General features: G+C 74.2%; 19 protein-coding genes and 1 tRNA gene. 2 read left to right on the forward strand and 18 right to left on the reverse strand.

All coding sequences use genetic code 11. The features are described 5' to 3' along the window. Positions 1–9 precede the first annotated feature (9 nt). A complete protein-coding gene (locus MT994_RS03340; RefSeq protein WP_043651213.1) occupies positions 10–393 on the forward strand; it encodes a hotdog fold thioesterase in 384 nt (127 codons plus the stop codon). 37 nt (positions 394–430) lie between these two features. Here MT994_RS03340 and MT994_RS03345 read toward each other — a convergent pair whose 3' ends face one another. Both MT994_RS03345 and MT994_RS03350 read right to left on the reverse strand, forming a co-directional pair. Continuing rightward, the gene (locus tag MT994_RS03345) at positions 431–1,096 is read right to left on the reverse strand and encodes a GNAT family N-acetyltransferase (protein WP_021482502.1); all 666 of its coding nucleotides are present in this window, start codon (positions 1,094–1,096) and stop codon (positions 431–433) included. Positions 1,097–1,328: 232 nt separating this feature from the next. Beyond that, entirely contained in the window at positions 1,329–1,949 is a 621-nt protein-coding gene (locus tag MT994_RS03350) for a response regulator (protein WP_044144409.1), read from the reverse strand. Between the two features lie 190 nt (positions 1,950–2,139). Here MT994_RS03350 and MT994_RS03355 point away from each other — a divergent pair. Further along, positions 2,140–2,213, forward strand: a tRNA-Leu gene (locus MT994_RS03355). Positions 2,214–2,246: 33 nt separating this feature from the next. On the opposite strand, the gene MT994_RS03360 is transcribed toward MT994_RS03355, so the two are convergent. From MT994_RS03360 to hisI, 16 genes are all read right to left on the reverse strand, one after another. After that, entirely contained in the window at positions 2,247–3,071 is an 825-nt protein-coding gene (locus MT994_RS03360; RefSeq protein ID WP_354805123.1) for an alpha/beta fold hydrolase, read from the reverse strand. Positions 3,072–3,229: 158 nt separating this feature from the next. Further along, positions 3,230–3,586, reverse strand: coding sequence for a hypothetical protein (locus MT994_RS03365; RefSeq protein WP_354805124.1), 357 nt, complete (start codon positions 3,584–3,586; stop codon positions 3,230–3,232). Positions 3,587–3,644: 58 nt separating this feature from the next. Further along, positions 3,645–4,511: a nucleotidyltransferase domain-containing protein gene (locus MT994_RS03370; RefSeq protein ID WP_354805125.1), complete on the reverse strand. Its 867-nt coding sequence runs from the start codon at positions 4,509–4,511 to the stop codon at positions 3,645–3,647. 157 nt (positions 4,512–4,668) lie between these two features. After that, on the reverse strand, positions 4,669–6,099 hold the full coding sequence (gene pyk / locus MT994_RS03375; RefSeq protein ID WP_021480418.1) for a pyruvate kinase: 1,431 nt from the start codon (positions 6,097–6,099) through the stop codon (positions 4,669–4,671). A 112-nt stretch (positions 6,100–6,211) separates the two neighbouring features. Continuing rightward, complete coding sequence (locus MT994_RS03380) at positions 6,212–7,678, reverse strand: glutamate synthase subunit beta (protein WP_034651002.1); 1,467 nt, start codon at positions 7,676–7,678, stop codon at positions 6,212–6,214. Continuing rightward, on the reverse strand, positions 7,671–12,254 hold the full coding sequence (gene gltB, locus MT994_RS03385) for a glutamate synthase large subunit (protein ID WP_354805127.1): 4,584 nt from the start codon (positions 12,252–12,254) through the stop codon (positions 7,671–7,673). Before gltB ends, MT994_RS03380 begins: the two co-directional genes overlap by 8 nt. A gap of 138 nt (positions 12,255–12,392) precedes the next feature. Further along, on the reverse strand, positions 12,393–13,406 hold the full coding sequence (gene lgt / locus MT994_RS03390; RefSeq protein ID WP_340698790.1) for a prolipoprotein diacylglyceryl transferase: 1,014 nt from the start codon (positions 13,404–13,406) through the stop codon (positions 12,393–12,395). Continuing rightward, positions 13,403–14,233 (reverse strand): tryptophan synthase subunit alpha, encoded by an 831-nt coding sequence (trpA, locus tag MT994_RS03395; protein ID WP_206154114.1) that lies wholly within the window; start codon positions 14,231–14,233, stop codon positions 13,403–13,405. Before trpA ends, lgt begins: the two co-directional genes overlap by 4 nt. 68 nt (positions 14,234–14,301) lie before the next feature. Beyond that, complete coding sequence (gene trpB / locus MT994_RS03400; protein ID WP_354805467.1) at positions 14,302–15,558, reverse strand: tryptophan synthase subunit beta; 1,257 nt, start codon at positions 15,556–15,558, stop codon at positions 14,302–14,304. Between the two features lie 139 nt (positions 15,559–15,697). Then, a complete protein-coding gene (gene trpC, locus MT994_RS03405; RefSeq protein ID WP_043651188.1) occupies positions 15,698–16,510 on the reverse strand; it encodes an indole-3-glycerol phosphate synthase TrpC in 813 nt (270 codons plus the stop codon). 186 nt (positions 16,511–16,696) lie between these two features. Continuing rightward, positions 16,697–17,128 (reverse strand): DUF2752 domain-containing protein, encoded by a 432-nt coding sequence (locus MT994_RS03410; RefSeq protein WP_354805128.1) that lies wholly within the window; start codon positions 17,126–17,128, stop codon positions 16,697–16,699. Positions 17,129–17,140: 12 nt separating this feature from the next. Next, positions 17,141–17,668 carry a DUF4190 domain-containing protein gene (locus MT994_RS03415; protein ID WP_354805130.1) on the reverse strand — a complete coding sequence of 176 codons (528 nt, stop codon included), beginning with the start codon at positions 17,666–17,668 and terminating at the stop codon, positions 17,141–17,143. Then, complete coding sequence (locus tag MT994_RS03420) at positions 17,665–17,940, reverse strand: HGxxPAAW family protein (protein ID WP_228075274.1); 276 nt, start codon at positions 17,938–17,940, stop codon at positions 17,665–17,667. The genes MT994_RS03415 and MT994_RS03420 overlap by 4 nt, the downstream gene beginning before the upstream one ends. Before the next feature lie 86 nt (positions 17,941–18,026). After that, positions 18,027–18,668: a Trp biosynthesis-associated membrane protein gene (locus tag MT994_RS03425; protein WP_354805131.1), complete on the reverse strand. Its 642-nt coding sequence runs from the start codon at positions 18,666–18,668 to the stop codon at positions 18,027–18,029. Then, positions 18,665–20,242 (reverse strand): anthranilate synthase component I, encoded by a 1,578-nt coding sequence (locus tag MT994_RS03430; RefSeq protein ID WP_061267739.1) that lies wholly within the window; start codon positions 20,240–20,242, stop codon positions 18,665–18,667. Before MT994_RS03430 ends, MT994_RS03425 begins: the two co-directional genes overlap by 4 nt. Next, positions 20,239–20,673, reverse strand: a complete 435-nt coding sequence (gene hisI / locus MT994_RS03435; protein WP_354805469.1) for a phosphoribosyl-AMP cyclohydrolase — start codon at positions 20,671–20,673, stop codon at positions 20,239–20,241. Before hisI ends, MT994_RS03430 begins: the two co-directional genes overlap by 4 nt. Positions 20,674–20,751: the final 78 nt, after the last annotated feature.

A 20,751-nucleotide genomic window follows, 5' to 3' on the forward strand; every position in this document is an offset into this window, starting at 1 on the left:
TACGAGGCGATGGGCCTGCGCACGGAGGGGACGCTCATCGAGCGCATGGGCATCGAGCTGGGCGAGGTGGGGGCCGACCGCGTCACCGCACGCATGCCCGTGGCGGGCAACACGCAGCCCGCGGGGCTGCTGCACGGGGGCGCGTCCGTCGTCCTCGCCGAGACGCTGGGATCCATCGCCGCGCAGCTGCACGGCGGGCCCGGGCGCGCGGCCGTGGGCATCGAGGTGAACGCGACGCACCACCGGGGGGTGCGCGACGGCTGGGTGCACGGCGAGGCGGTCGCGGTGCACCGCGGGCGCACGACGGCGAGCTACGAGATCGTCGTGTCCGACGACGAGGGGCGCCGCGTGTGCACGGCGCGCCTCACGTGCATGATCCTCGCGCAGGGCTGACCGGGGCGACGCCGGTCGCAGGGCGCGGGAGCCCGGCTCAGCCGGGCAGGGTCTCGCGCGTGTCGGCCGGCGTCACCACGCCCGCGCGGCTGTTGTACTCGGCCTGGAACTCGCGCAGGTCGACCGGCCCCGACATCGTCTCGGTGCGGGCGCGCCGACGGCGCGCGATGAGGTCCTCGAGCGAGCGCGTGCCCCGGCGGGCAGGGGTGAGGTCGGCCGCGAGCCGGCGCTGCAGGACCGCCGTCGAGACGACGCGGTGCCCGGCCACGGGGCCGAAGCCCAGTCGCGCGAGGAAGCGCTGCACGCCGCGGGAACCGGGGATGGGCACGGAGTAGACGTGCGTCGCGCCGGACGACGCGGCGAGCTCGGCCGTCGCGCTGAGGAGCGCGTGGCCCACGCCGCGGCGCCGGGCGTCCTCCCCCACGTACACCGCCTCGACGTACAGGCTCGGCTCGTCCGCGAACAGGTGCGGGTCGAGCACGCGGGCCAGGACGAACCCGACGGGGCGGCCGTCGTGCAGGGCGACGAGCACGTTGCCGCCGGGCAGGGTGAGCAGCACCGACAGGTGCCGGACCAGGCGGTCCTCGTCGGGTGCGCAGATCTGCGCCCCGGACGCCGACTCGCGGCGTGCCTCCGAGCACAGCACAGCGATCCCCGGCAGGTCGTCACCGACCGCGGGCCTGACCTCCACTGCTGGGCGCACTGCGCTCCTCCTCGTTCGCACCGTGGGACCGGCGGCGGCACCGAGGGACGTGGGGCGTGAGAAGGTCCACGTCGCTCGGACAGCACCGTCGGCCGTCGACATGAGCACTACGTGGCGACCGTGTTCACCGCCCCGGAACTGCTGGACGCCAGTCCAAGACGATAGCCCGCCCGGAGCCCCGTGACAAAGGTCCTGATCAGGACCCCCGCGCGGCGCGGGCGCGGCGGGCGGCTCAGGCGCCGCCGACCTGCTCGATGACGGCGTCCGCGACCTCGCGCATCGTGAGGCGGCGGTCCATCGACGTCTTCTGGATCCAGCGGAACGACTCCGGCTCCGACAGGCCCATCTTCGTCATGAGCAGGCCCTTCGCGCGGTCGACGCGCTTGCGCGTCTCGAAGCGCTCCGCGAGGTCGGCCACCTCGGACTCGAGGGCCGAGATCTGCGAGTAGCGCGAGATCGCGATCTCGACCGCAGGCAGCAGGTCCGCCGGGGTGAACGGCTTGACGACGTACGCCATGGCGCCGGCGTCGCGGGCCCGCTCGACGAGCTCCGCCTGCGAGAACGCCGTCAGCAGGACGACCGGGGCGGCGTGCGCCTTGCCGATCTGCTCCGCCGCGGAGATGCCGTCGAGCTCGGGCATCTTCACGTCCATGACCACGACGTCAGGCTTGAGCTCGAGCGCCAGCTTCACCGCCGTCGCACCGTCGCCGGCCTCACCGACGACGTCGAAACCGGCGTCCCGCAGCGTCTCGACGACGTCGAGACGGATCAGGGCCTCGTCCTCCGCGACGACGGCGCGGCGCGCGGCGCGACCCGACGGGGCGGGGGTGGCGGCGGGCTCGGGCTCGATCATCGGGGGCAGGTCGAGCGGCTGCTTGTCCTCGGGCTGCGCTGTCTGGTCACTCACGGGACTCATCGTAGTGCGCCGCACCGGGTGCCGCCCCCGCGTTTCACCCTCCGAGGAGTGTGATTCTCGTGAAGGCGCGCGCGTGTGGTTCGATGGTGCCCGCGCGGCGGAGCCCGGCTGGACACCTCCGCGCGCGGCCCCGGTAGCCCAACCGGCAGAGGCGTTCGGCTCAAACCCGATCCAGTGTGGGTTCGAATCCCACCCGGGGCACCCCTCATCTCGGCAGGCGTACGGTGCTCGACGTCACGGCTCGTCGCGGTCGAGGAACTCCCGCGTCGTCGCGACGAAGGACTCGACGCTGGAGTACGGCAGCCCGTGCGGAGCCCCCGGGACCGTGACGAGCCGCCCGTCGGGCAGCGCGTCGACGAGGCGGCGGGCCCACGTCCCCGAGACGAGCGGGTCGCGGTCCCCGACGACCACGAGGACGGGCTGCGTGATGCTCTGCACCAGGTGGCTGACCTCGGCGCGGCGCGCCTGCTTCAGAGCCCGCACCGCCGCGACCGGACCGGCCCGCAGGTAGTCCACGACGGCGATCGGCAGCAGCGACCACCTCTCGCGCGGGCCGTCGAGGAGCAGGCGCCACGCGCTCTGCCACCACCGGGGGTGCTCCGGGTCCCGGGAGGGGCCGACGAGGACGACCCGCCGGACCAGGTCGGGCCGCTCCGCGGCGAGGTGACTGACGATCTGGCAGCCCAACGAGTGCCCGACGACGTCCGCGCCCGTCATGCCGAGCCCGTCCATCCAGCGGGCCACGACGTCCGCCATCTCGGCCATCGACGGCAGGTGCGGCGGACGACCGCTGCGCCCGACGCCCGGCAGGTCCAGGGCGGCGGTGCGGCGGTCCGTCCCGAGCCGGCGGACGCCCGGCTCCAGGTACCGGGTCGACAGCGCGAGCCCGTGCACGAGGACCACGTCGGCAGGTACGGCCCGACCCTCCGGGCGGTCCGCCCGGTCCGGCTCCGCGACGACGGAGTACACCCGCACCCCGTCGATCAGGTCGTACCGCTCCTGGAGGGCCGGAAGGACCGCGCTCCCCGAGGAGCGCCCGCGCCGGTGCGCTCGGGGCACGACGGACCTCGCTCTCCCACCGTCGACCGGTGGCTGGATGGTCAGCACCGAGCGGTCGCCGAGCGCTGGGCCCAGGGTAGAGGGCGAGGACGAGCGGCGCCGCGGGACTCGGGACGGCACGGACGGGCGACGGGCCCGCGCGCACGGACCGACGCCGTCTAGAGCTCGGGCCGCGCCGTGTCCAGCACGACCGCCTCGCGCGCGGCCTCCCGGGCGGCGGCGCTCGCGTCGCGCGCCGCCTGCCGGGCGATCGCCTCGTCGCCGAGGAGAGCGGCGGAGTGCGCGACGGTCGCGGACGTCAGCGCGTCCTGCGCGCTGCGTGCGGCGGCCTCCGCCACCTGCTGGACCCGCTCGCTCACGGTGGCGGCCGCCTCCGCGGTCTCGCGCGCGTCGCGGCGCGCGACGAGCGCACGGAAGGTCGCCTCGCGCGCGGCGGCCGCCGCGCCGTCGGCGTCGGGGTCGCTCGCCGCCGCGTACAGGTCCTGGTCGACGTCCTCGATCTGGTCGCTGGTCACCCACGTGAGGGTAGGGCCGACCCGCCGTGCTCGCTCGAGCGAGGCGCGCGCCCGTCGGTCACCGCCACTCCCCCGACGCGGCGCCCGGCACGCCCGCAGCCGTCGTCGACCGCGACCCCGCCGGGCCGTACCGCGCGACCGCCGACCGGAAGAACTCCCCCGCCACCGAGCGAGCCGTCAGGGCCCCGGCCCCCGCCACCGTCGCGGCCGTCATGGCGGCGGCGAGCTCGTCGTCGACGAACCGGCGGAGCACGGCCGGGACCGGGCCCGCGCCCATCTCGCGCGAGACCGCCTTGAGCGCGACGAGCCCGGACGCCTCCTGCACCACCGCGCTCGGTGCCTCGCCCTCGTCCAGCAGCGACGCGAGGCGCATGGGCGGGACGGCGTCCGGCCGCACGCGCAGCCAGCGCAGCGTCGCGGCCGGGCGCAGGACGTAGAAGAGCTTCTTGAGCGGCACGTCGCCCGCCGTCCACCAGCGCTCCCGCTGGCCGAGCGCGACGTGCAGGTAGTGGCGCCGCACGGCGTCGCGGTCGACGACCCGCTCGGCGAGCGCGAGCAGGTCCGCGCGGAACGCGGGGTCGCCGCGGTAGACGATCGGCGAGCGCAGCCACTCCAGCAGCGTCGCGTTGCCGCGCACGAGCAGCCGCACGGCCTTGACGAGGTCCCACCCGTTGACGTCCAGCACCGCGTCGAGCGGCGTCTCGACGACGTCGCGCCGCGGCCAGGGGTCGAGGTAGTCGGCCTCCGGGCGCACGTACACGAAGCGGCAGTCGTAGTCCGAGTCCGGCGACGGGAACCCCCACGCGCGGCTGCCGCTCTCCACCGCGAGCGGGACCGCGACGCCCTCGTCGCGCACGACGGCGTCCAGCCGCGCGTCGACCCGACGCACGACCGCGGGGTCCAGGGACGCAGGCACGGCTCGCATCCCGCGAGGGTAGGGGCGCGCCGGGGGCCGTGTCGCGGGCTTTCCCGAGCCCGCAGGACGACCGACGGCGGCGCCCCCGCGCAGGGGGCGCCGCCGTCGGGCAGCACGAGCGCCCGTGGCGGGCGCGCGGCGTCAGCTCCGGTGAGAGCTCCGGACGTCAGTTCCGGGTGTCGGAGTGGTCGCCGATCTTGTGCACGAGGATCGAGTTCGTCGTGCCCGGCTGGCCCACGGGGGCGCCGGAGACGACGACCACGAGGTCGCCGACCTCGGCGAGCCCGTTGGCCTGCAGGGTCGTGTCGACCTGGCCGACCATCGCGTCGGTGTTCTCCACCTCGGGCACCTGGTACGTCTGGGTGCCCCACGTGAGCGACAGGACGTTGCGCACGTGCTCGCGCGGCGTGAACGCGAGCAGCGGGATGGACGAGCGCAGGCGCGACATGCGGCGCGCCGAGTCGCCCGACTGCGTGAACGTCGCGAGGTACTTCGCACCGAGGATCTCGCCGATCTCGGCCGCCGCGCGCGTGATGGCGCCACCGCGGGTGTGCGGCGTCGAGCCGAGCGGCGCGATGCGCTCGCGGCCCGCCTCCTCCGTCGCCTCGATGATCCGGGCCATCGTCTGGACCGTGAGGATCGGGTACTCGCCCACGCTCGTCTCGCCCGAGAGCATGACCGCGTCGGCGCCGTCGAGGACGGCGTTGGCGCAGTCGGACGCCTCGGCGCGCGTCGGGCGCGGCGAGTTCGTCATGGACTCGAGCACCTGCGTGGCGACGATGACGGGCTTCGCGTTGCGACGCGCGAGCTCGACGATGCGCTTCTGGACGAGCGGCACCTGCTCCAGCGGGAGCTCGACCGCGAGGTCGCCGCGGGCGACCATGACGCCGTCGAACGCGTCGACGATCTCCGCGAGGTTCTCGACGGCCTGCGGCTTCTCGATCTTCGCGACGACGGGGACCGTGCGGCCCTCCTCGTCCATGATCCGCTTGACGTCCTCGAAGTCCTTCGCGGACCGCACGAACGACAGCGCGATGATGTCCGCGCCGAGCGCGAGGGCCCAGCGCAGGTCGTCCTGGTCCTTCTCGGAGAGCGCCGGCACGGAGACCGCGACACCCGGGAGGTTCAGGCCCTTGTTGTTCGACACCGGGCCGGCGACCTCGACGCGCGTGACGACGCGCGGGCCCTCGACGGCGGTGACGCGGACGAGCACCTTGCCGTCGTCGATGAGGATCGGGTCGCCGACGCGGGCGTCGCCCGGCAGGCCCTTGTGCGTCGTGGAGACGAGCTCCTTGGTCCCGACGACGTCCTCGGTCGTGATCGTGAAGGTGTCACCCTCCTCGAGCCAGTGCTTCTCGTCGCCCGCGAAGCGGCCCAGACGGATCTTCGGCCCCTGGAGGTCGACGAGGACGGCCACGGAGCGGCCCGACTCGGCGGCGGCCTCGCGCACGCCGTGGTAGACGGCCGCGTGCTCCTCGGCGCTGCCGTGGCTGCGGTTGATCCGCGCCACGTCCATGCCCGCGTCGACGAGCGCGCGGAGCTGCTCCTTCGACTCGGTCGCGGGTCCGATGGTGCAGACGATCTTTGCTCTGCGCATATCTCCAGCCTCTAGTCTTCCGACCGGCCAGGAGCCGGTCGTCGCGGGGTGCCCCTCCCTAGGATGCCCCGCTCATCGTCCCGGCGCCGGACATCCGACGTCGGGGTGCACGTCAAGCGCGCAAGGACACGGTGTTCGCGCGCACGGGCGCGGGCAGCTCGGTCCCTCCCTGAAGGTAGGCGTCGACGGAAGCCGCCGCCGCCCGCCCCTCGGCGATCGCCCACACGATCAACGACTGCCCACGACCGGCGTCGCCGGCCACGAAGACCCCGGGCAGCGACGACGCGAAGTCGTCGCCGCGCGCCACGAGGCCGCGCCCCGTGAGGTCCGCGCCCGTCTGGGTCGTGAGGGCAGCCGTCTCCGGTCCGGTGAAGCCCATCGCGACGAGCACGAGGTCCGCGGGGATCTCGCGCTCGGTGCCCTCCTTGGGCACGCGACGGCCGTCGGGCAGGTACTCGGTCTCCGCGACGCGCAGCGCGCGCACGGCCCCGTTCTCGTCGCCGAGGAACGCGACGGTCGACGCGAGGAACTCGCGCTCGCCACCCTCCTCGTGGGACGAGGACACCTCGAACACGATCGGGTCGGTCGGCCACGGCTGGGTCGCGGACCGCTCGAGCGGCGGCTGCTTGCCGATCGCGAGCGTCGTGACGCTCGCGGCGCCCTGGCGCAGCGAGGTGCCGAGGCAGTCCGAGCCCGTGTCGCCGCCACCGATGACGATGACGTGCTTGCCGGTGGCCGTGATCTGGTCGGGCACCTCGTGCCCCGCCACGACCGCGTTCGCCTGGTGCAGGAAGTCCATCGCGAAGTGGATGCCGCCGAGCTCGCGCCCGGGCACCGACAGGTCGCGCGGCACCGTCGCACCGGTCGCGACCACGACGGCGTCGTAGCGCGCCCGCAGGTCGTCCCACGTGATGTCGACGCCGATCTCGACGCCGGGGCGGAACCGCGTGCCCTCGGCCTCCATCTGCGCGACGCGGCGGTCGATGTGGTGCTTCTCGAGCTTGAAGTCGGGGATGCCGTAGCGCAGCAGGCCCCCGACGGCGTCGTCGCGCTCGTACACCGCGACGGTGTGCCCGGCGCGCGTGAGCTGCTGCGCGGCGGCGAGCCCGGCAGGACCGGACCCGACGACCGCGACCGTGAAGCCCGTGAGCCGCTGCGGCACCTGGGGCGTGACGTACCCGCGCTCGAACGCCTCGTCGATGATCGAGACCTCGACGTTCTTGATCGTCACGGGCGGCTGGTTGATGCCGAGCACGCAGCTCGACTCGCACGGCGCCGGGCACACGCGACCGGTGAACTCCGGGAAGTTGTTCGTCTCGTGGAGGCGGTCGATCGCGTCGGCCCACTGCTCGCGGTAGACGAGGTCGTTCCACTCGGGGATGAGGTTCCCGAGCGGGCAGCCCTGGTGGCAGAACGGGATGCCGCAGTCCATGCAGCGGCCCGCCTGCTCCTTGAGGAACGGCTGACCCTCCTCGAGGTGCGCGTGCACGTCCTTCCAGTCCCGCAGGCGCACGGCCACCGGGCGGTTCGGCGGGAGCTCGCGCTCCCGCACCTTCAGGAATCCGCGGGGGTCAGCCACGGGCCACCTCCAAGATCTGGTCCCACACGCCGGGCGCGGCCGGGTCGAGACCGGCCGACTCGGCCTTCTCGAGCGCCGAGCGCATGCGGGCGAAGTCGGTCGGCAGGACGCGCGTGAAGCGCTGCACCGCCGTGGCGAAGTCCTCGAGCAGCTCGGCCGCGAGCGGCGATCCGGTCTCCTCGTGGTGACGGCGGACGAGCCGCTCGACGAGCGCGACCTCGGCGTCCTCGAGCGGACTCAGCCCGAGCTCGCCGGTCGCGAGCGCGCTCGTGTTCACGGCGCTCTCGCGCAGGTCGAGCACGTACGCGGTGCCGCCGGACATGCCGGCGCCGAAGTTGCGCCCGGTCGGGCCCAGCACGACGACCGTGCCGCCCGTCATGTACTCGCACCCGTGGTCGCCCACACCCTCGACGACGAGCGTCGCGCCCGAGTTGCGGACGCCGAAGCGCTCCCCGACGCGGCCGCGCAGGAAGATCTCGCCCGACGTCGCGCCGTAGCCGATGACGTTCCCGGCGACGACGTTGCTCGACCCGGTGAGGACCGCGTTGCGGTCCGGCCGCACGACGATCCGCCCGCCCGACAGGCCCTTGCCGACGTAGTCGTTCGCGTCCCCGAACAGGCGCAGCGTGACGCCGCGCGGGAGGAAGGCCCCGAGCGACTGGCCGGCGGACCCCGTGAGGGTGACGTCGATCGTGTCGTCCGGCAGGCCCTCGCCGCGGAAGCGCTTGGTCACCTCGTGGCCGAGCATCGTGCCGACCGTGCGGTTGACGTTGCGGACCGGCAGCGAGATCCGCACCGGCTCACGCCGCTCCAGCGCGTCCTCGGCCAGCGCGACGAGCTGGTTGTCGAGCGCCTTCTCGAGGCCGTGGTCCTGCGTCGTCGTGTTCCGCAGCGACGCGCCCTCGACGGGGACGGGCTTCTCGAGGATGGGCGCGAGGTCGAGACCCTGCGCCTTCCAGTGGTCGATCGCCTGGCGCGTGTCGAGGTACTCGACGTGGCCGATCGCCTCCTCGATGCTCCGGAACCCGAGGCGCGCCAGGTACTCGCGCACCTCCTCCGCGATGAACTCGAAGAAGTTCACGACGAACTCCGGCTTGCCCGTGAAGCGGGCCCGCAGCTCCGGGTTCTGCGTCGCGACGCCCACCGGGCACGTGTCCAGGTGGCACACGCGCATCATGACGCAGCCCGAGACGACCATCGGCGCGGTCGCGAAGCCGAACTCCTCGGCCCCGAGCAGCGCGGCCACGACGACGTCGCGCCCGGTCTTCATCTGCCCGTCGACCTGCACGACGATGCGGTCGCGCAGGTTGTTCAGCACGAGGGTCTGCTGCGTCTCGGCGAGGCCGATCTCCCACGGCGTGCCCGCGTGCTTGAGCGACGTCAGCGGGCTCGCGCCCGTGCCGCCGTCGTGGCCCGAGATGAGGACGACGTCCGCGTGCGCCTTGGACACGCCCGTCGCGACCGTGCCGACGCCGAACTCGGAGACGAGCTTGACGTGGACGCGCGCCGCCGGGTTCGCGTTCTTCGCGTCGTGGATGAGCTGCGCGAGGTCCTCGATCGAGTAGATGTCGTGGTGCGGCGGCGGCGAGATGAGGCCGACGCCCGGCGTGGAGTGCCGGGTCTTCGCGACCCACGGGTACACCTTGTGGCCCGGGAGCTGACCACCCTCGCCGGGCTTGGCGCCCTGGGCGAGCTTGATCTGGATGTCGTCGGCGTTCGTCAGGTACTCGCTCGTGACGCCGAAGCGGCCCGACGCGATCTGCTTGACCTTCGAGCGACGCTCCGGGTCGTACAGGCGCTCCGGGTCCTCGCCGCCCTCGCCCGTGTTCGACCGACCGCCGAGGCGGTTCATCGCGATCGCGAGGGTTTCGTGGGCCTCGGCCGAGATGGAGCCGTACGACATCGCGCCGGTGTTGAAGCGCTTGACGATCTCGCTCACGGGCTCGACCTCGTCGAGCGGCACCGCGGGGCGCTCGCCCTCGCGGAGCTCGAGGAGGCCGCGCAGCGTCATGAGCCGCGAGGACTGCTCGTCCACGCGGTGCGTGTACTCGCGGAAGATGTCGAACCGGCGCTCGCGCGTCGAGTGCTGGAGACGGAAGACCGTCTCCGGGTCGAACAGGTGCTCCTCGCTGTCGCGGCGCCACTGGTACTCGCCGCCCGTGGTCAGACGGACGTGCGGACGGTGGTTGCCGGAGCGCGGGTACGCGTCCACGTGGCGCGCCGCGACCTCGGCCGCGACGACGTCGAGCCCGATGCCGCTGAGGCGCGACGTCGTGCCCGTGAAGAACGCCTGCACGAGGTCGTGCGAGAGACCCACGGCCTCGAAGACCTGGGCGCCGCGGTAGGAGGAGATGGTCGAGATGCCCATCTTGCTCATGACCTTGAGGACGCCCTTGCCGAGGCCCTTGATGAGGTTCGCGACGGCCTTGGCCGGGTCGACCGCGAGGTAGCCGCGGCGCGCGAGGTCCTCGACGGTCTCCATCGCGAGGTAGGGGTTCACCGCGGCGGCGCCGTAGCCGATGAGGAGCGCGACGTGGTGCACCTCGCGCACGTCTCCCGCCTCGACGACGAGCGACACCTGCGTGCGCGTGTGGCGCCGCAGGAGGTGGTGGTGCACCGCGCTCGACAGCAGGAGCGACGGGATCGGCGCGTGCTCGGCGTCCGAGTCGCGGTCCGACAGCACGATGAAGCTCGCGCCGGCCGCGACGTGCGCGTCGACCTCGGCGAAGATCTCCTCGAGCCGGGCGAGCAGCGACTCGCCGCCGCCCGCGACGCGGTACAGGCCCTTGATCGTCACGGCGCGGAAGACGCCCGCGAGGTTCGGGTCCTTGTCGACGCGGATGATCTTCGCGAGCTGGTCGTTGTCGAGCACCGGGAACGGCAGCATGAGCTTGCGCGCGTGCTCCGGGGTGTCGACGAGCAGGTTCGGCTCGGGGCCGATCGCCCCGCCGATCGACGTGACGAGCTCCTCGCGGATCGCGTCCAGCGGCGGGTTCGTGACCTGCGCGAACATCTGCGTGAAGTAGTCGAAGAGCAGGCGCGGGCGCTTCGCGAGGACGGCGATGGGCGTGTCCGTGCCCATGGCGCCGAGGGGCTCGGCGCCCGTGTTGGCCATCGGGGTGAGGATGACCTTGAGCTCCTCCTGCGTGTACCCGAAGGCACGCTGGCGGCGCTCGACCGACGCGGGGCTGTGCGCGACGTGCTCGCGCTCGGGGAGCTGGTCGAGGTAGACCGCGTTCTCCGCGACCCACCGCGCGTACGGGCGCTGCGCCGCGAGCTGGGACTTGATCTCCTCGTCCTCGATGATCCGGCCCTGGCCGGTGTCGACGAGGAACATGCGGCCCGGCTCGAGACGGCCCTTGCGGACGATCGTCGCGGGGTCGAGGTCGAGCACGCCCGCCTCGCTCGCGAGCACGACGAGGCCGTCCTCGGTGACCCAGTAGCGCCCGGGGCGCAGGCCGTTGCGGTCGAGGACCGCGCCGATGAGGGTGCCGTCGGTGAAGTTGAGGCACGCGGGGCCGTCCCACGGCTCCATGAGCGTCGAGTGGTACTCGTAGAACGCGCGCAGATCCGGGTCCATCTCGGCGTGGTTCTCCCACGCCTCCGGGACCATCATGAGCACGGCGTGCGGCAGCGAGCGGCCCGACAGGTGCAGGAGCTCCAGCACCTCGTCGAAGCTCGCCGAGTCGCTCGAGCCGTCGGAGCAGACCGGGAGCAGCGGCGTGAGGTCGCCGAGGGCGTCGCTCGCGAGCGTGCCCTCGCGCGCGGCCATCCAGTTCCGGTTGCCGCGCACCGTGTTGATCTCGCCGTTGTGCGCGATCATCCGGAACGGCTGCGCGAGCGGCCAGGACGGGAACGTGTTCGTCGAGAACCGCGAGTGGACGAGCGCGATCTCGCTCGCGTACCGCGGGTCGGACAGGTCCGGGAAGAACGGCTCGAGCTGCGCCGTCGTGAGCATGCCCTTGTAGGTGAGCGTGCGCGCCGACAGCGACGCGAAGAAGAGACCGAGCTCGTTCTCCGCGCGCTTGCGCAGACGGTACGTCCGGCGGTCGAGGTCGACCCCGGCCAGCTCGCGCGACGGGTCGGCCACGACGACCTGACGGAACAGCGGCATCGACGCGCGCGCGCTCGGGCCCACGAGGTCGGCAGTCACGGGGACGTCGCGCCAGGCGAGGACCTCGAGCTTCTCCTCGGCGGCGATCGCCTCGACCGCGCGGGCCGTGGTCGCGGCCGCCTCGGGGTCCTGCGGGAGGAACGCCATGCCGATCGCGTAGTGCCCGGCGGGCGGGAGCTCGGCGTCGACCACGTCGCGCACGAAGGCGTCGGGGATCTGCGTGAGGATCCCCGCGCCGTCGCCGCTGTTCTCCTCGGCGCCCACCGCGCCGCGGTGGTCCAGGTTGAGCAGGGCCGTGAGCCCCGCGTCCACGATGTCGCGTCCGGGCGTGCCGCGGAGCGTCGCCACGAAGGCGACGCCGCACGCGTCGTGCTCGGCGGCGGGGTCGTACAGACCGGATGCCGTGGGAGGGGCGGACAGGGCGGGTGCCCGGTGCGCGTCCCGATACTGCGGCGTGGTCATCAACACCGTCCTCACAGGCGCCCGACCGAGACGGCCGGGCTGGTTCCAGCTGGGGGGTTCGGGACGTCGTCGGCCCTGGTGGACATGACGGAACCACCGGGCGGTCGCCCGGCGGATTCGCCGTTGAGTGACGGAGGCTCAGCGACCGGGGTCTGGTCGCGCGGCATCTGCCTGCTCGGACTCCTCCGAGTCGTCGGAGTCCGCGGTCTTCTCGGGGTCCGCGGCGTCGGTCGACTCCTCGACCGGCTCCGTGGGCTCCGTGGCGGGCGCCTCGCCCGGCGCGTCGAGGGACACCGTCTCCTCGCGCCCGGGGTGGCGACGCCCGACAACGATAAACGCTACCAACGCACCGACACCGACCAGGATCGAGGTCCAGACGTTCAGCCGGAGACCGAGGACGAGCTCGGCCTCGTCGATGCGCAGCATCTCGATCCACACCCGACCGAGCGTGTAGACGAAGACGTAGAGCCAGAATACCCGACCATGACCGAGCCGGAACCGACGGTCCAGGTAGATCAGGAGCAGGGCAGCGGCGATGTTCCAGACCATCTCGTAGAGGAACGTCGGGTGGAACAGCGTCCCCGGCGGGTAGCCGGCCGCGGCGGCGACCGAGTCGTCGACCCGCAGGCCCCACGGCAGCGTCGTGGGCGCGCCGAACAGCTCCTGGTTGAACCAGTTGCCGAGGCGGCCGACGGCCTGCGCGAGGAGCAGCCCCGGGGCGAGCGCGTCCGCGAACGCCGGGAAGCTCACGCGCTGGCGCCGGCACCCGATGTACGCGCCGACCGCGCCGAGCGCGACCGCGCCCCAGATGCCGAGGCCGCCCTCCCACACGTACAGCGCGCGGACGGGGTCCCCGTTCGGGCCCCAGTACGGGTCGGGCGTCGAGAAGACGTGGTAGAGCCGCCCGCCGACGATCCCGAACGGGACCGCCCAGAACGCGATCTCCAGGACGTCGTCGGCCTCTCCCCCGCGCGCGACCCAGCGGCGGCGCGTGAGCCACAGCGCGACGCCGATCCCGGCGAGGATCGCGAGCGCGTAGGCGCGGAGGGGGAACGGCCCGAGGTACCAGGTGTGCTGGGGCGGGCTCGGGATCGCCGCGGGCAGGGCGCCCGCGGCCTCCACGAGCTGCCCGACGGCGAGCGCGGCGCTCATGCGACCACCCCGCCGGGCGTCGTCGTGCCGGGCTGCTCCTGGCGGGCGGACCGCACCCCGGCGGCCAGCGAGGCGGCGACCGTGCGGAGCGCGGCGAGCCGCTCGTCCCACGGGGCGTCGCCCAGCAGGGGCCGGACGAACGCCGAGCCGACGATGACGCCGTCGGCGTAGCGCGCGACCTCCGCGGCCTGCTCGGCCGTGGAGACGCCGAGGCCGACGCACACGAGCTCGGCGCCCGCCGCGCGCGTGTCGGCGACGAGCCGCGCGGCCTGGGGCCCGACGGCGGCGCGCACGCCCGTGACGCCCATCGTCGAGGCGGCGTAGACGAAGCCGCGCGACGCGCGCGCGGTGAGCCGGAGGCGCTCCGGCGTCGAGCTCGGCGCGACGAGGAACACGCGGTCGAGACCGTGCGCCTCGGCGGCGTCCAGCCACGCGCGGCCCTCGTCGGGGACGAGGTCGGCCGTGATGAGCCCGGCTCCCCCGGCCGCCGCGAGGTCGCGCGCGAACGCGTCGACGCCGTAGCGCAGCACGGGGTTCCAGTACGTCATGACGAGCACCGGCACGCGTCCGCCCGTGCGCTCCGTGACGGCCGCGACGACGCGGAAGACGTCCGCGACGCGCGCACCGCCGTCGAGCGCCGCCTGGGCAGCGGCCTGGATGACCGGTCCGTCCATGACGGGGTCCGTGTACGGGATGCCGAGCTCGAGCACGTCCACGCCCGAGTCCACGAGCGCGAGCGCCGCCTCGACGGAGCGCTCGACGGTCGGGAAGCCGACGGGCAGATAGCCGACGAGCCCCGCGCGGCCCTCCGCGCGCAGCTCGAGCAGGCGGCGGGCGGTGGCCGACGCCGTCCCCGGCGTCGACGCCCCGGGTGCGTCCTGGGTCTGGGCGGCGCTCACAGCTGTCCCTCCGTGCCCGTCGCCGTCTCGGCGATCGCATCGTCGTCCACGAGGTCGAACCACCGTGCGGCGGTCGCCACGTCCTTGTCCCCGCGCCCCGAGAGGTTCACGAGGATCACGTGGTCGGTGCGGCCCGCGGCCGCGGCCTCGCGCCCGATCCGCAGCGCGCCCGCGAGGGCGTGGGCCGACTCGATCGCGGGGATGATCCCCTCGGTGCGGCACAGCAGCCGGAACGCGTCCATCGCCTCGGCGTCGGTCACGGGCAGGTACGTCGCGCGGCCGAGGTCGTGGAGCCACGAGTGGGCCGGCCCGACGCTCGGGTAGTCGAGACCCGCCGACACCGAGTGGCTCGGCAGGGTCTGGCCGTCCTCGTCCTGGAGGAGGTACGAGCGCGCGCCGTGCAGGACGCCCGGCGCGCCGCCGCTGAAGCGAGCCGCGTGGCGGCCCGTCTCGATGCCCTCGCCCCCGGCCTCGAAGCCGAAGAGCTCGACGCCCTCGTCGTCGAGGAAGGCGTTGAAGAGCCCGAGCGCGTTCGAGCCGCCGCCCACGCACGCGGCGAGCGCGTCGGGCAGGCGCCCGATGCGGTCGAGGATCTGCGTGCGCGCCTCCTCGCCGATGACGCGGTGGAACTCGCGCACCATCTCGGGGAACGGGTGGGGCCCGGTCACGGTGCCGAGCAGGTAGTGCGTCGTGTCGACGTTGGCGACCCAGTCGCGCAGCGCCTCGTTGATCGCGTCCTTGAGGGTGCGCTGGCCGATCGTCACGGGGACGACCTCGGCGCCGAGGAGGCGCATGCGCGCGACGTTCAGCGCCTGGCGCCGCGTGTCCTCCTCGCCCATGTACACGACGCACTCGAGGTCGAGCAGGGCCGCGGCCGTCGCCGTCGCGACGCCGTGCTGGCCGGCGCCCGTCTCGGCGATCACGCGCTTCTTGCCCATGCGCTTGACGAGCAGCGCCTGGCCGAGGACGTTGTTGATCTTGTGCGAGCCGGTGTGGTTGAGGTCCTCGCGCTTGAGGAACACGCGCGAGGCGCCGGCGTGCTCCGCGAAGCGGGGCACCTCCGTGAGCGGGCTCGGGCGGCCGGTGTACTCGCGCTGAAGGCGCGCGAGCTCGGTCACGAACGCCGGGTCGTCGAGCGCCTTGCGGTACTCGGTCTCGAGCTCGTCGAGCGCGGCGACGAGCGCCTCGGGCACGTAGCGCCCGCCGAACTCGCCGAAGTAGGGGCCCTCCTGGGTCGCGAGGGAGCGCGCCAGGTCGGCGCGGACGGAGTGCGCGCCGCTCGGAGGGGTGGTCGATGGTGTCGAGTCGGGCACGGGGCCGGTCCTCCTGCGTGGTGGGGTGTGCTGGGCCGGGGCGCGGCGCCTGCGGCGTGACGGACGGTGCCGTCGTGCCTCAAGGCCGCACGGACCACAGCGACGGGTGCGACCCGGCCGCGACGAGGTCGGCGACGGACGAGCGCGGCGCGTCGTCGGTCACGAGCGCCTCGCCGACCAGCACGGCGTGCGCGCCGGAGCGGGCGTAGTCCATGACGTCGTGCGGCCCGCGCACGCCGGACTCGGCCACGCGGACGACCTCGTCGGGGATCGCGGGCGCGAGGCGCGCGAAGGTCGTGCGGTCGACGTCGAGCGTCTTGAGGTCGCGCGAGTTGACGCCGACGACCCGCGCCCCGGCGTCGAGCGCGCGCGTGACCTCGTCGAGCGTGTGGACCTCGACGAGCGCGGTCATGCCGAGCGAGTGCACGCGCTCGACGAGCGACGTGAGCACCGTCTGCTCGAGCGCCGCGACGATGAGGAGCACGATGTCCGCGCCGTGGGCGCGCGCCTCCCACACCTGGTACGGCGTCACGACGAAGTCCTTGCGGAGCACGGGGACGTCGACCCGCGCCCGGACGGCGTCGAGGTCGGCGAGGCTCCCGTTGAACCGCCGCTGCTCGGTGAGCACCGAGATCGCGGCCGCGCCGCCCTTCTCGTACTCCCCCGCGAGCTCGGCCGGGTCGGAGATGGACGCGAGCGCGCCCTTGCTGGGGCTCGACCGCTTCACCTCGGCGATGACGGCCACGGCGTCGTCCGCCTTGAGGCGGCTCACGCACTCGAGCGCACCGGGGACGCGGGCGGCTCGTTCCTTGAGCTCGTCGAGCGAGGTCGTCGCCTGGCGTGCCGCGAGGTCCTCGCGCACACCCGCGACGATGTCGTCCAGCACCGTCATCGTCCCACCACTCCCCGTGTCGTCCCGCCCCCTGCCGGGCCGGTCGGCCGGCGTGCACCCACAGGTTCGGGCCGACCCGTTGACAGGGAGGTACCTGCCATCGTAGAGCCGCCCCCGAGTGACGATGACCACGGCCCAGCCCCCGAGACGCGCGCGGCGCGGCCGGTCGCGGTCACGGCCACCGGCTCAGGCGGCCACCGGGCCGAACCACGGGACCAGGGCGGGCACGTTGCGCAGCACCCCGAAGAGCACGAGCACGGCGAGCGACGTCCACGCCACCCCCGCGGGCACGCGCGGCGCGGGGCGTCCGCGCCAGGCACGGACGAGCCACAGGCCCCACAGCACGACGAGCAGCGGCGCGACGACGACCCACAGCGGGTTCATGGACCAGGCCGCGGCCAGGTCGAGGTGCACGAGGTCGTGCGTGGCCCGCAGGCCGCCGCACCCGGGGCACGCGAGGCCCGTCAGGGCGAGCAGCGGGCACGTGACGTAGTGGCCCGGGCGGTTCGGGTCGACCGCGCCCACGTACGCCGTCGCGGCGGCGACGAGCGCACCGACGGCGAGCGGCGCCACGGCCTCGCGCGGCACCAGCCGTCGGCGCACCGCCTCGGACGTCACGTGACCGCCCCGTCAGTACTGGTCGGGGATCGTGCCGACCCAGGCGAGGACGGCGGGGAAGAACACCAGCAGGAGCAGCAGACCGATCGCGGACAGGCCGATCGCGACCCAGCCGAGGATGATCCCCGCCGTCGCCATGCCGTCGTTGTCCGCCTGGCCCTCCGCGACGGCACGCTTCGCCGCGTTGCCCACGATGACCGCGGGGATGCCCGTGAAGAAGCCGCAGCTGAGCACGAACGCGGCGATGCCCAGGACGAGCGACCAGATCGCGAGGTTGTTCTTCGGGTAGTACGGCGGCGGCGCGTAGGCGCCTGCCGGGTACGGCTGGCCCGGGTACTGCTGACCGGGGTACTGCTGGCCCGGGTACTGCTGCTGGCCCGGGTACGGCTGACCGGGCTGCTGCTGACCGGGGTAGCCCTGGTCAGGACCCTGCGGGCCGGGGTGCTGCGCGCCGCCGGGCACCGACGAGCCGTACGGCGCCTGCGACCCGTCCTGCGGGGGCGTGGCGTCGTGCGGGCCCGGTCCCGGCGGCTGCGTCACCGCGCGTCCTGCTTCTTCTGCCCGTAGCCCATGTTGCGGAGCACGAGGCCGCCGACGAGCGCCACGGCCACGACGCCCATGCCGACCCAGAACAGCCAGACGGCGGCGACCACGACGCCGATCGCGGCCACGAGGGCGCCGACCATGATGCCGATCATGGTGAACCACGCGGCGACGGTGTGGCCGTGGTTCGTGGGCGGTGCCGCGGGCGGCAGGTAGGCGATCTCGGTGGTCTGCTGGTTCTCGGCCATGAGGGTCGTGCCTTTCGTCAAGATGTGGTCAGAGCCTATCGGACCGGGCCGGGGCCCGTCCCGTCGCGGGACGTCGGCGGACGTCGCGTGGGACACGTCCGCGCTGCTCAGCGGTCCGTGGGGTCCTCGCCGCGGGACAGCGCGTCCCACGCGTCGTGGTCGGAGACGTCCTCGGCGTCGGCGGGGCCCGCCGCGCCCGCGACCTCGGGGGTCCCGTCCGCGGGCGTGCCGGCTGCCGTCGCGGGCGTCGCCCCGGCCCGCTCGTGCCGCGTCGAGGCGCTCGCCCACGACCGCGCGCCGAGCGCCACCCACACCACCACGAGCACGGTGAGCACGCCGAGCACGGCCGCCACCCAGGGCGCCGCGGTGAGCTCGACCGGTGCGGTCAGCTCCGTCACGCCCGTCGCCTCGGCCACCGCCGACCGGGCGGTCGGCTCCGGGTCGATCGCGACGCTCAGCGCCGACACCGTCGCGACGACGCCGCTCGCCGCCGCGACCACCAGGACGACCCACCGGCCGACCCGTCCCACGAGGCCGAGCGCGAGCGCGGCCGCGACGAGCACGAGCGCGGCCGCGCTCACGCCGGGTGCGGCCGAGGTGCCGGCCACCGCGACCTCGACCTGCGGGTCGAGCGCGGTGGCCCCCGTCGTGCGCAGCCACGTGGGCACGGCCGCCGCGAGGGTCGCGCCCCCGAGGAGCAGCAGGACCCAGATGGCCGTGCGGCGGGCCGGGCCGCCGGGGCGGCTCACGCGAGCCCCCGCAGCCGCGCCGCGACCTGCACAGCGCGGACCGCCGCGGCCGCCTTGTTGCGCGACTCCGCGTACTCGAGCGCCGGCACGGAGTCGGCGACGATCCCGCCCCCGGCCTGGACGCTCGCGCGCCCGTCGCGGATCAGCGCCGTGCGGATGGCGATCGCCATGTCCATGTTCCCGTCGAAGTCGAAGTACCCGGCCGTCCCACCGTAGATCCCGCGCGAGGCGGGCTCGAGCTCGTCGATGAGGGCGATCGCGCGCGGCTTGGGCGCGCCCGAGAGCGTCCCCGCGGGGAACGTGGCCCGGAAGGCGTCGAGCGCGGTCGCGCCGTCGCGCAGCGTCCCGACGACCGTCGAGCACAGGTGCATGATGTGGCTGAACCGCTTGGTCGCCATGAACTCCACGACCTCGACCGACGTCGGCTCGCAGACCTTGACGAGGTCGTTGCGCGAGAGGTCGACGAGCATGATGTGCTCCGCGAGCTCCTTGGGGTCCTCGCGCAGCTCCTCCCCGAGCGCGACGTCCTCCTCGGGCGTCGCGCCGCGCGGCCGCGAGCCCGCGATGGGGAACGTCGTGACCCGCCCGTCCTCGACCTTGACCAGCGTCTCCGGGCTCGACCCGACGACCGCGAAGTCGCGCCCGTCCGCGTCCGTGAGCTGGAAGTAGTACATGTACGGGCTCGGGTTGATCGTGCGCAGCGCCCGGTAGACGTCCAGCGGGTCCGCCGGGCAGTCGAGGTCCAGGCGCTGCGAGAGGACGACCTGGAAGACCTCGCCCTCGCGGATCGCGTCCTTGCCCGCCACGACGGACGCCTCGAACTCGTCGCGCGTCGAGCGGAACTCGAGCTCCGGCTCGACGGCGTCGGCGGCCACGACCGACGCGACGTGCGCACCGCCGGCGACGAGGCGCGCCTGCATCGCGTCCAGGCGCCGCACCGCGTCGGCGTACGCCTCGTCGACCCGCTCGTCCGTGTCGTCGAAGTTGATCGCGTTCGCCACGAGCCACACGCTGCCCTCCGCGTGGTCGACGACCGCGAGGTCCGTCGCGAGGCACAGCGTGAGCTCCGGGACGCCCAGCTCGTCGGGCGCGTGCGCGGGCAGCGTCGGCTCCCAGTGCCGGATGACGTCCCACCCGATCGCCCCGGCGAGCCCGCCAGTCAGCGGCGGGAGGCCGTCGACCGCGGGCGTGCGCAGCACGTCGAGCGTCGCCTCCAGCACCTCGACCACGTCGCCCTCGCGCGGGACGCCCGCGGGCACGTCGCCCGACCACACCGCCCGGCCGTCGCGCGCCGTGAGGGTCGCGCGGGACGCGACGCCGACGAACGAGTACCGGGCCCAGCGCCCGTCCGACTCCGCGGACTCCAGCACGAAGGTGCCCGGCCGACCCTGCGCCAGGGTGCGGTAGAGACCGACGGGCGTGACGTCGTCGGCCAGGAGGCGCCGCACGACCGGGACGACCCGGCGGGAGCGGGCGAGCGCGCGGAAGCCGTCGAGCACGGGCCACGTCGTGCCCCACGCGGGCCCGCCCGCGGGGACGGTGGTGGTGCCGGCCGGGTCGACGGTCGTGCTCACTGGTTCTCCTCCTCGGGGTCCGGTCCGACGGCGGGCGCGGCCCCGGCGTCCGGGGCACCGGGCGCGGACGGCAGCTCGCCGACGACGGCGCCCAGGTCTCCCCCGGCCTCGAAGCACGTGCGGGTGCCCGTGTGGCACGCGGCGCCGACCTGGTGCACGCGCACGAGGAGCGCGTCGCCGTCGCAGTCGAGCGCGACCGAGCGCACCACCTGGACGTGGCCCGACGTGTCGCCCTTGCGCCAGTACTCCCGACGCGACCGGCTCCAGAACGTCACCCGCCCGGTCGTCAGGGTGCGGTGGAGCGCCTCGTCGTCCATCCAGCCGAGCATGAGCACCTCGCCGGTGTCGTGCTGCTGGACGATCGCGGCGACCAGTCCGGCGTCGTCGCGCTTGAGCCGCGCGGCGACCTCGGGGTCGAGCGCGGACGGGATCGTGGTCTGCGGGCCGGTCGTGGAGTCGGGCACCCGAGAATCCTGCCAGACGCCGGGCCGCCGCCGGTCCCCCGTCTC

It is taken from the genome of Cellulosimicrobium sp. MI9406 (assembly GCF_040595865.1).
GTDB classification, from domain to species: domain Bacteria; phylum Actinomycetota; class Actinomycetes; order Actinomycetales; family Cellulomonadaceae; genus Cellulosimicrobium; species Cellulosimicrobium funkei.

What these genes read in the sequence shown, in the direction of transcription:
- MT994_RS03340 (WP_043651213.1), top strand. Translation starts at nt 10, where the DNA reads ATGGGCCTGCGCACGGAGGGGACGCTCATCGAGCGCATGGGCATCGAG.
- MT994_RS03350 (WP_044144409.1), bottom strand. Translation starts at nt 1,949, where the DNA reads ATGATCGAGCCCGAGCCCGCCGCCACCCCCGCCCCGTCGGGTCGCGCC.
- MT994_RS03370 (WP_354805125.1), bottom strand. Translation starts at nt 4,511, where the DNA reads ATGCGAGCCGTGCCTGCGTCCCTGGACCCCGCGGTCGTGCGTCGGGTC.
- pyk (WP_021480418.1), bottom strand. Translation starts at nt 6,099, where the DNA reads ATGCGCAGAGCAAAGATCGTCTGCACCATCGGACCCGCGACCGAGTCG.
- gltB (WP_354805127.1), bottom strand. Translation starts at nt 12,254, where the DNA reads ATGACCACGCCGCAGTATCGGGACGCGCACCGGGCACCCGCCCTGTCC.
- lgt (WP_340698790.1), bottom strand. Translation starts at nt 13,406, where the DNA reads ATGAGCGCCGCGCTCGCCGTCGGGCAGCTCGTGGAGGCCGCGGGCGCC.
- trpC (WP_043651188.1), bottom strand. Translation starts at nt 16,510, where the DNA reads ATGACGGTGCTGGACGACATCGTCGCGGGTGTGCGCGAGGACCTCGCG.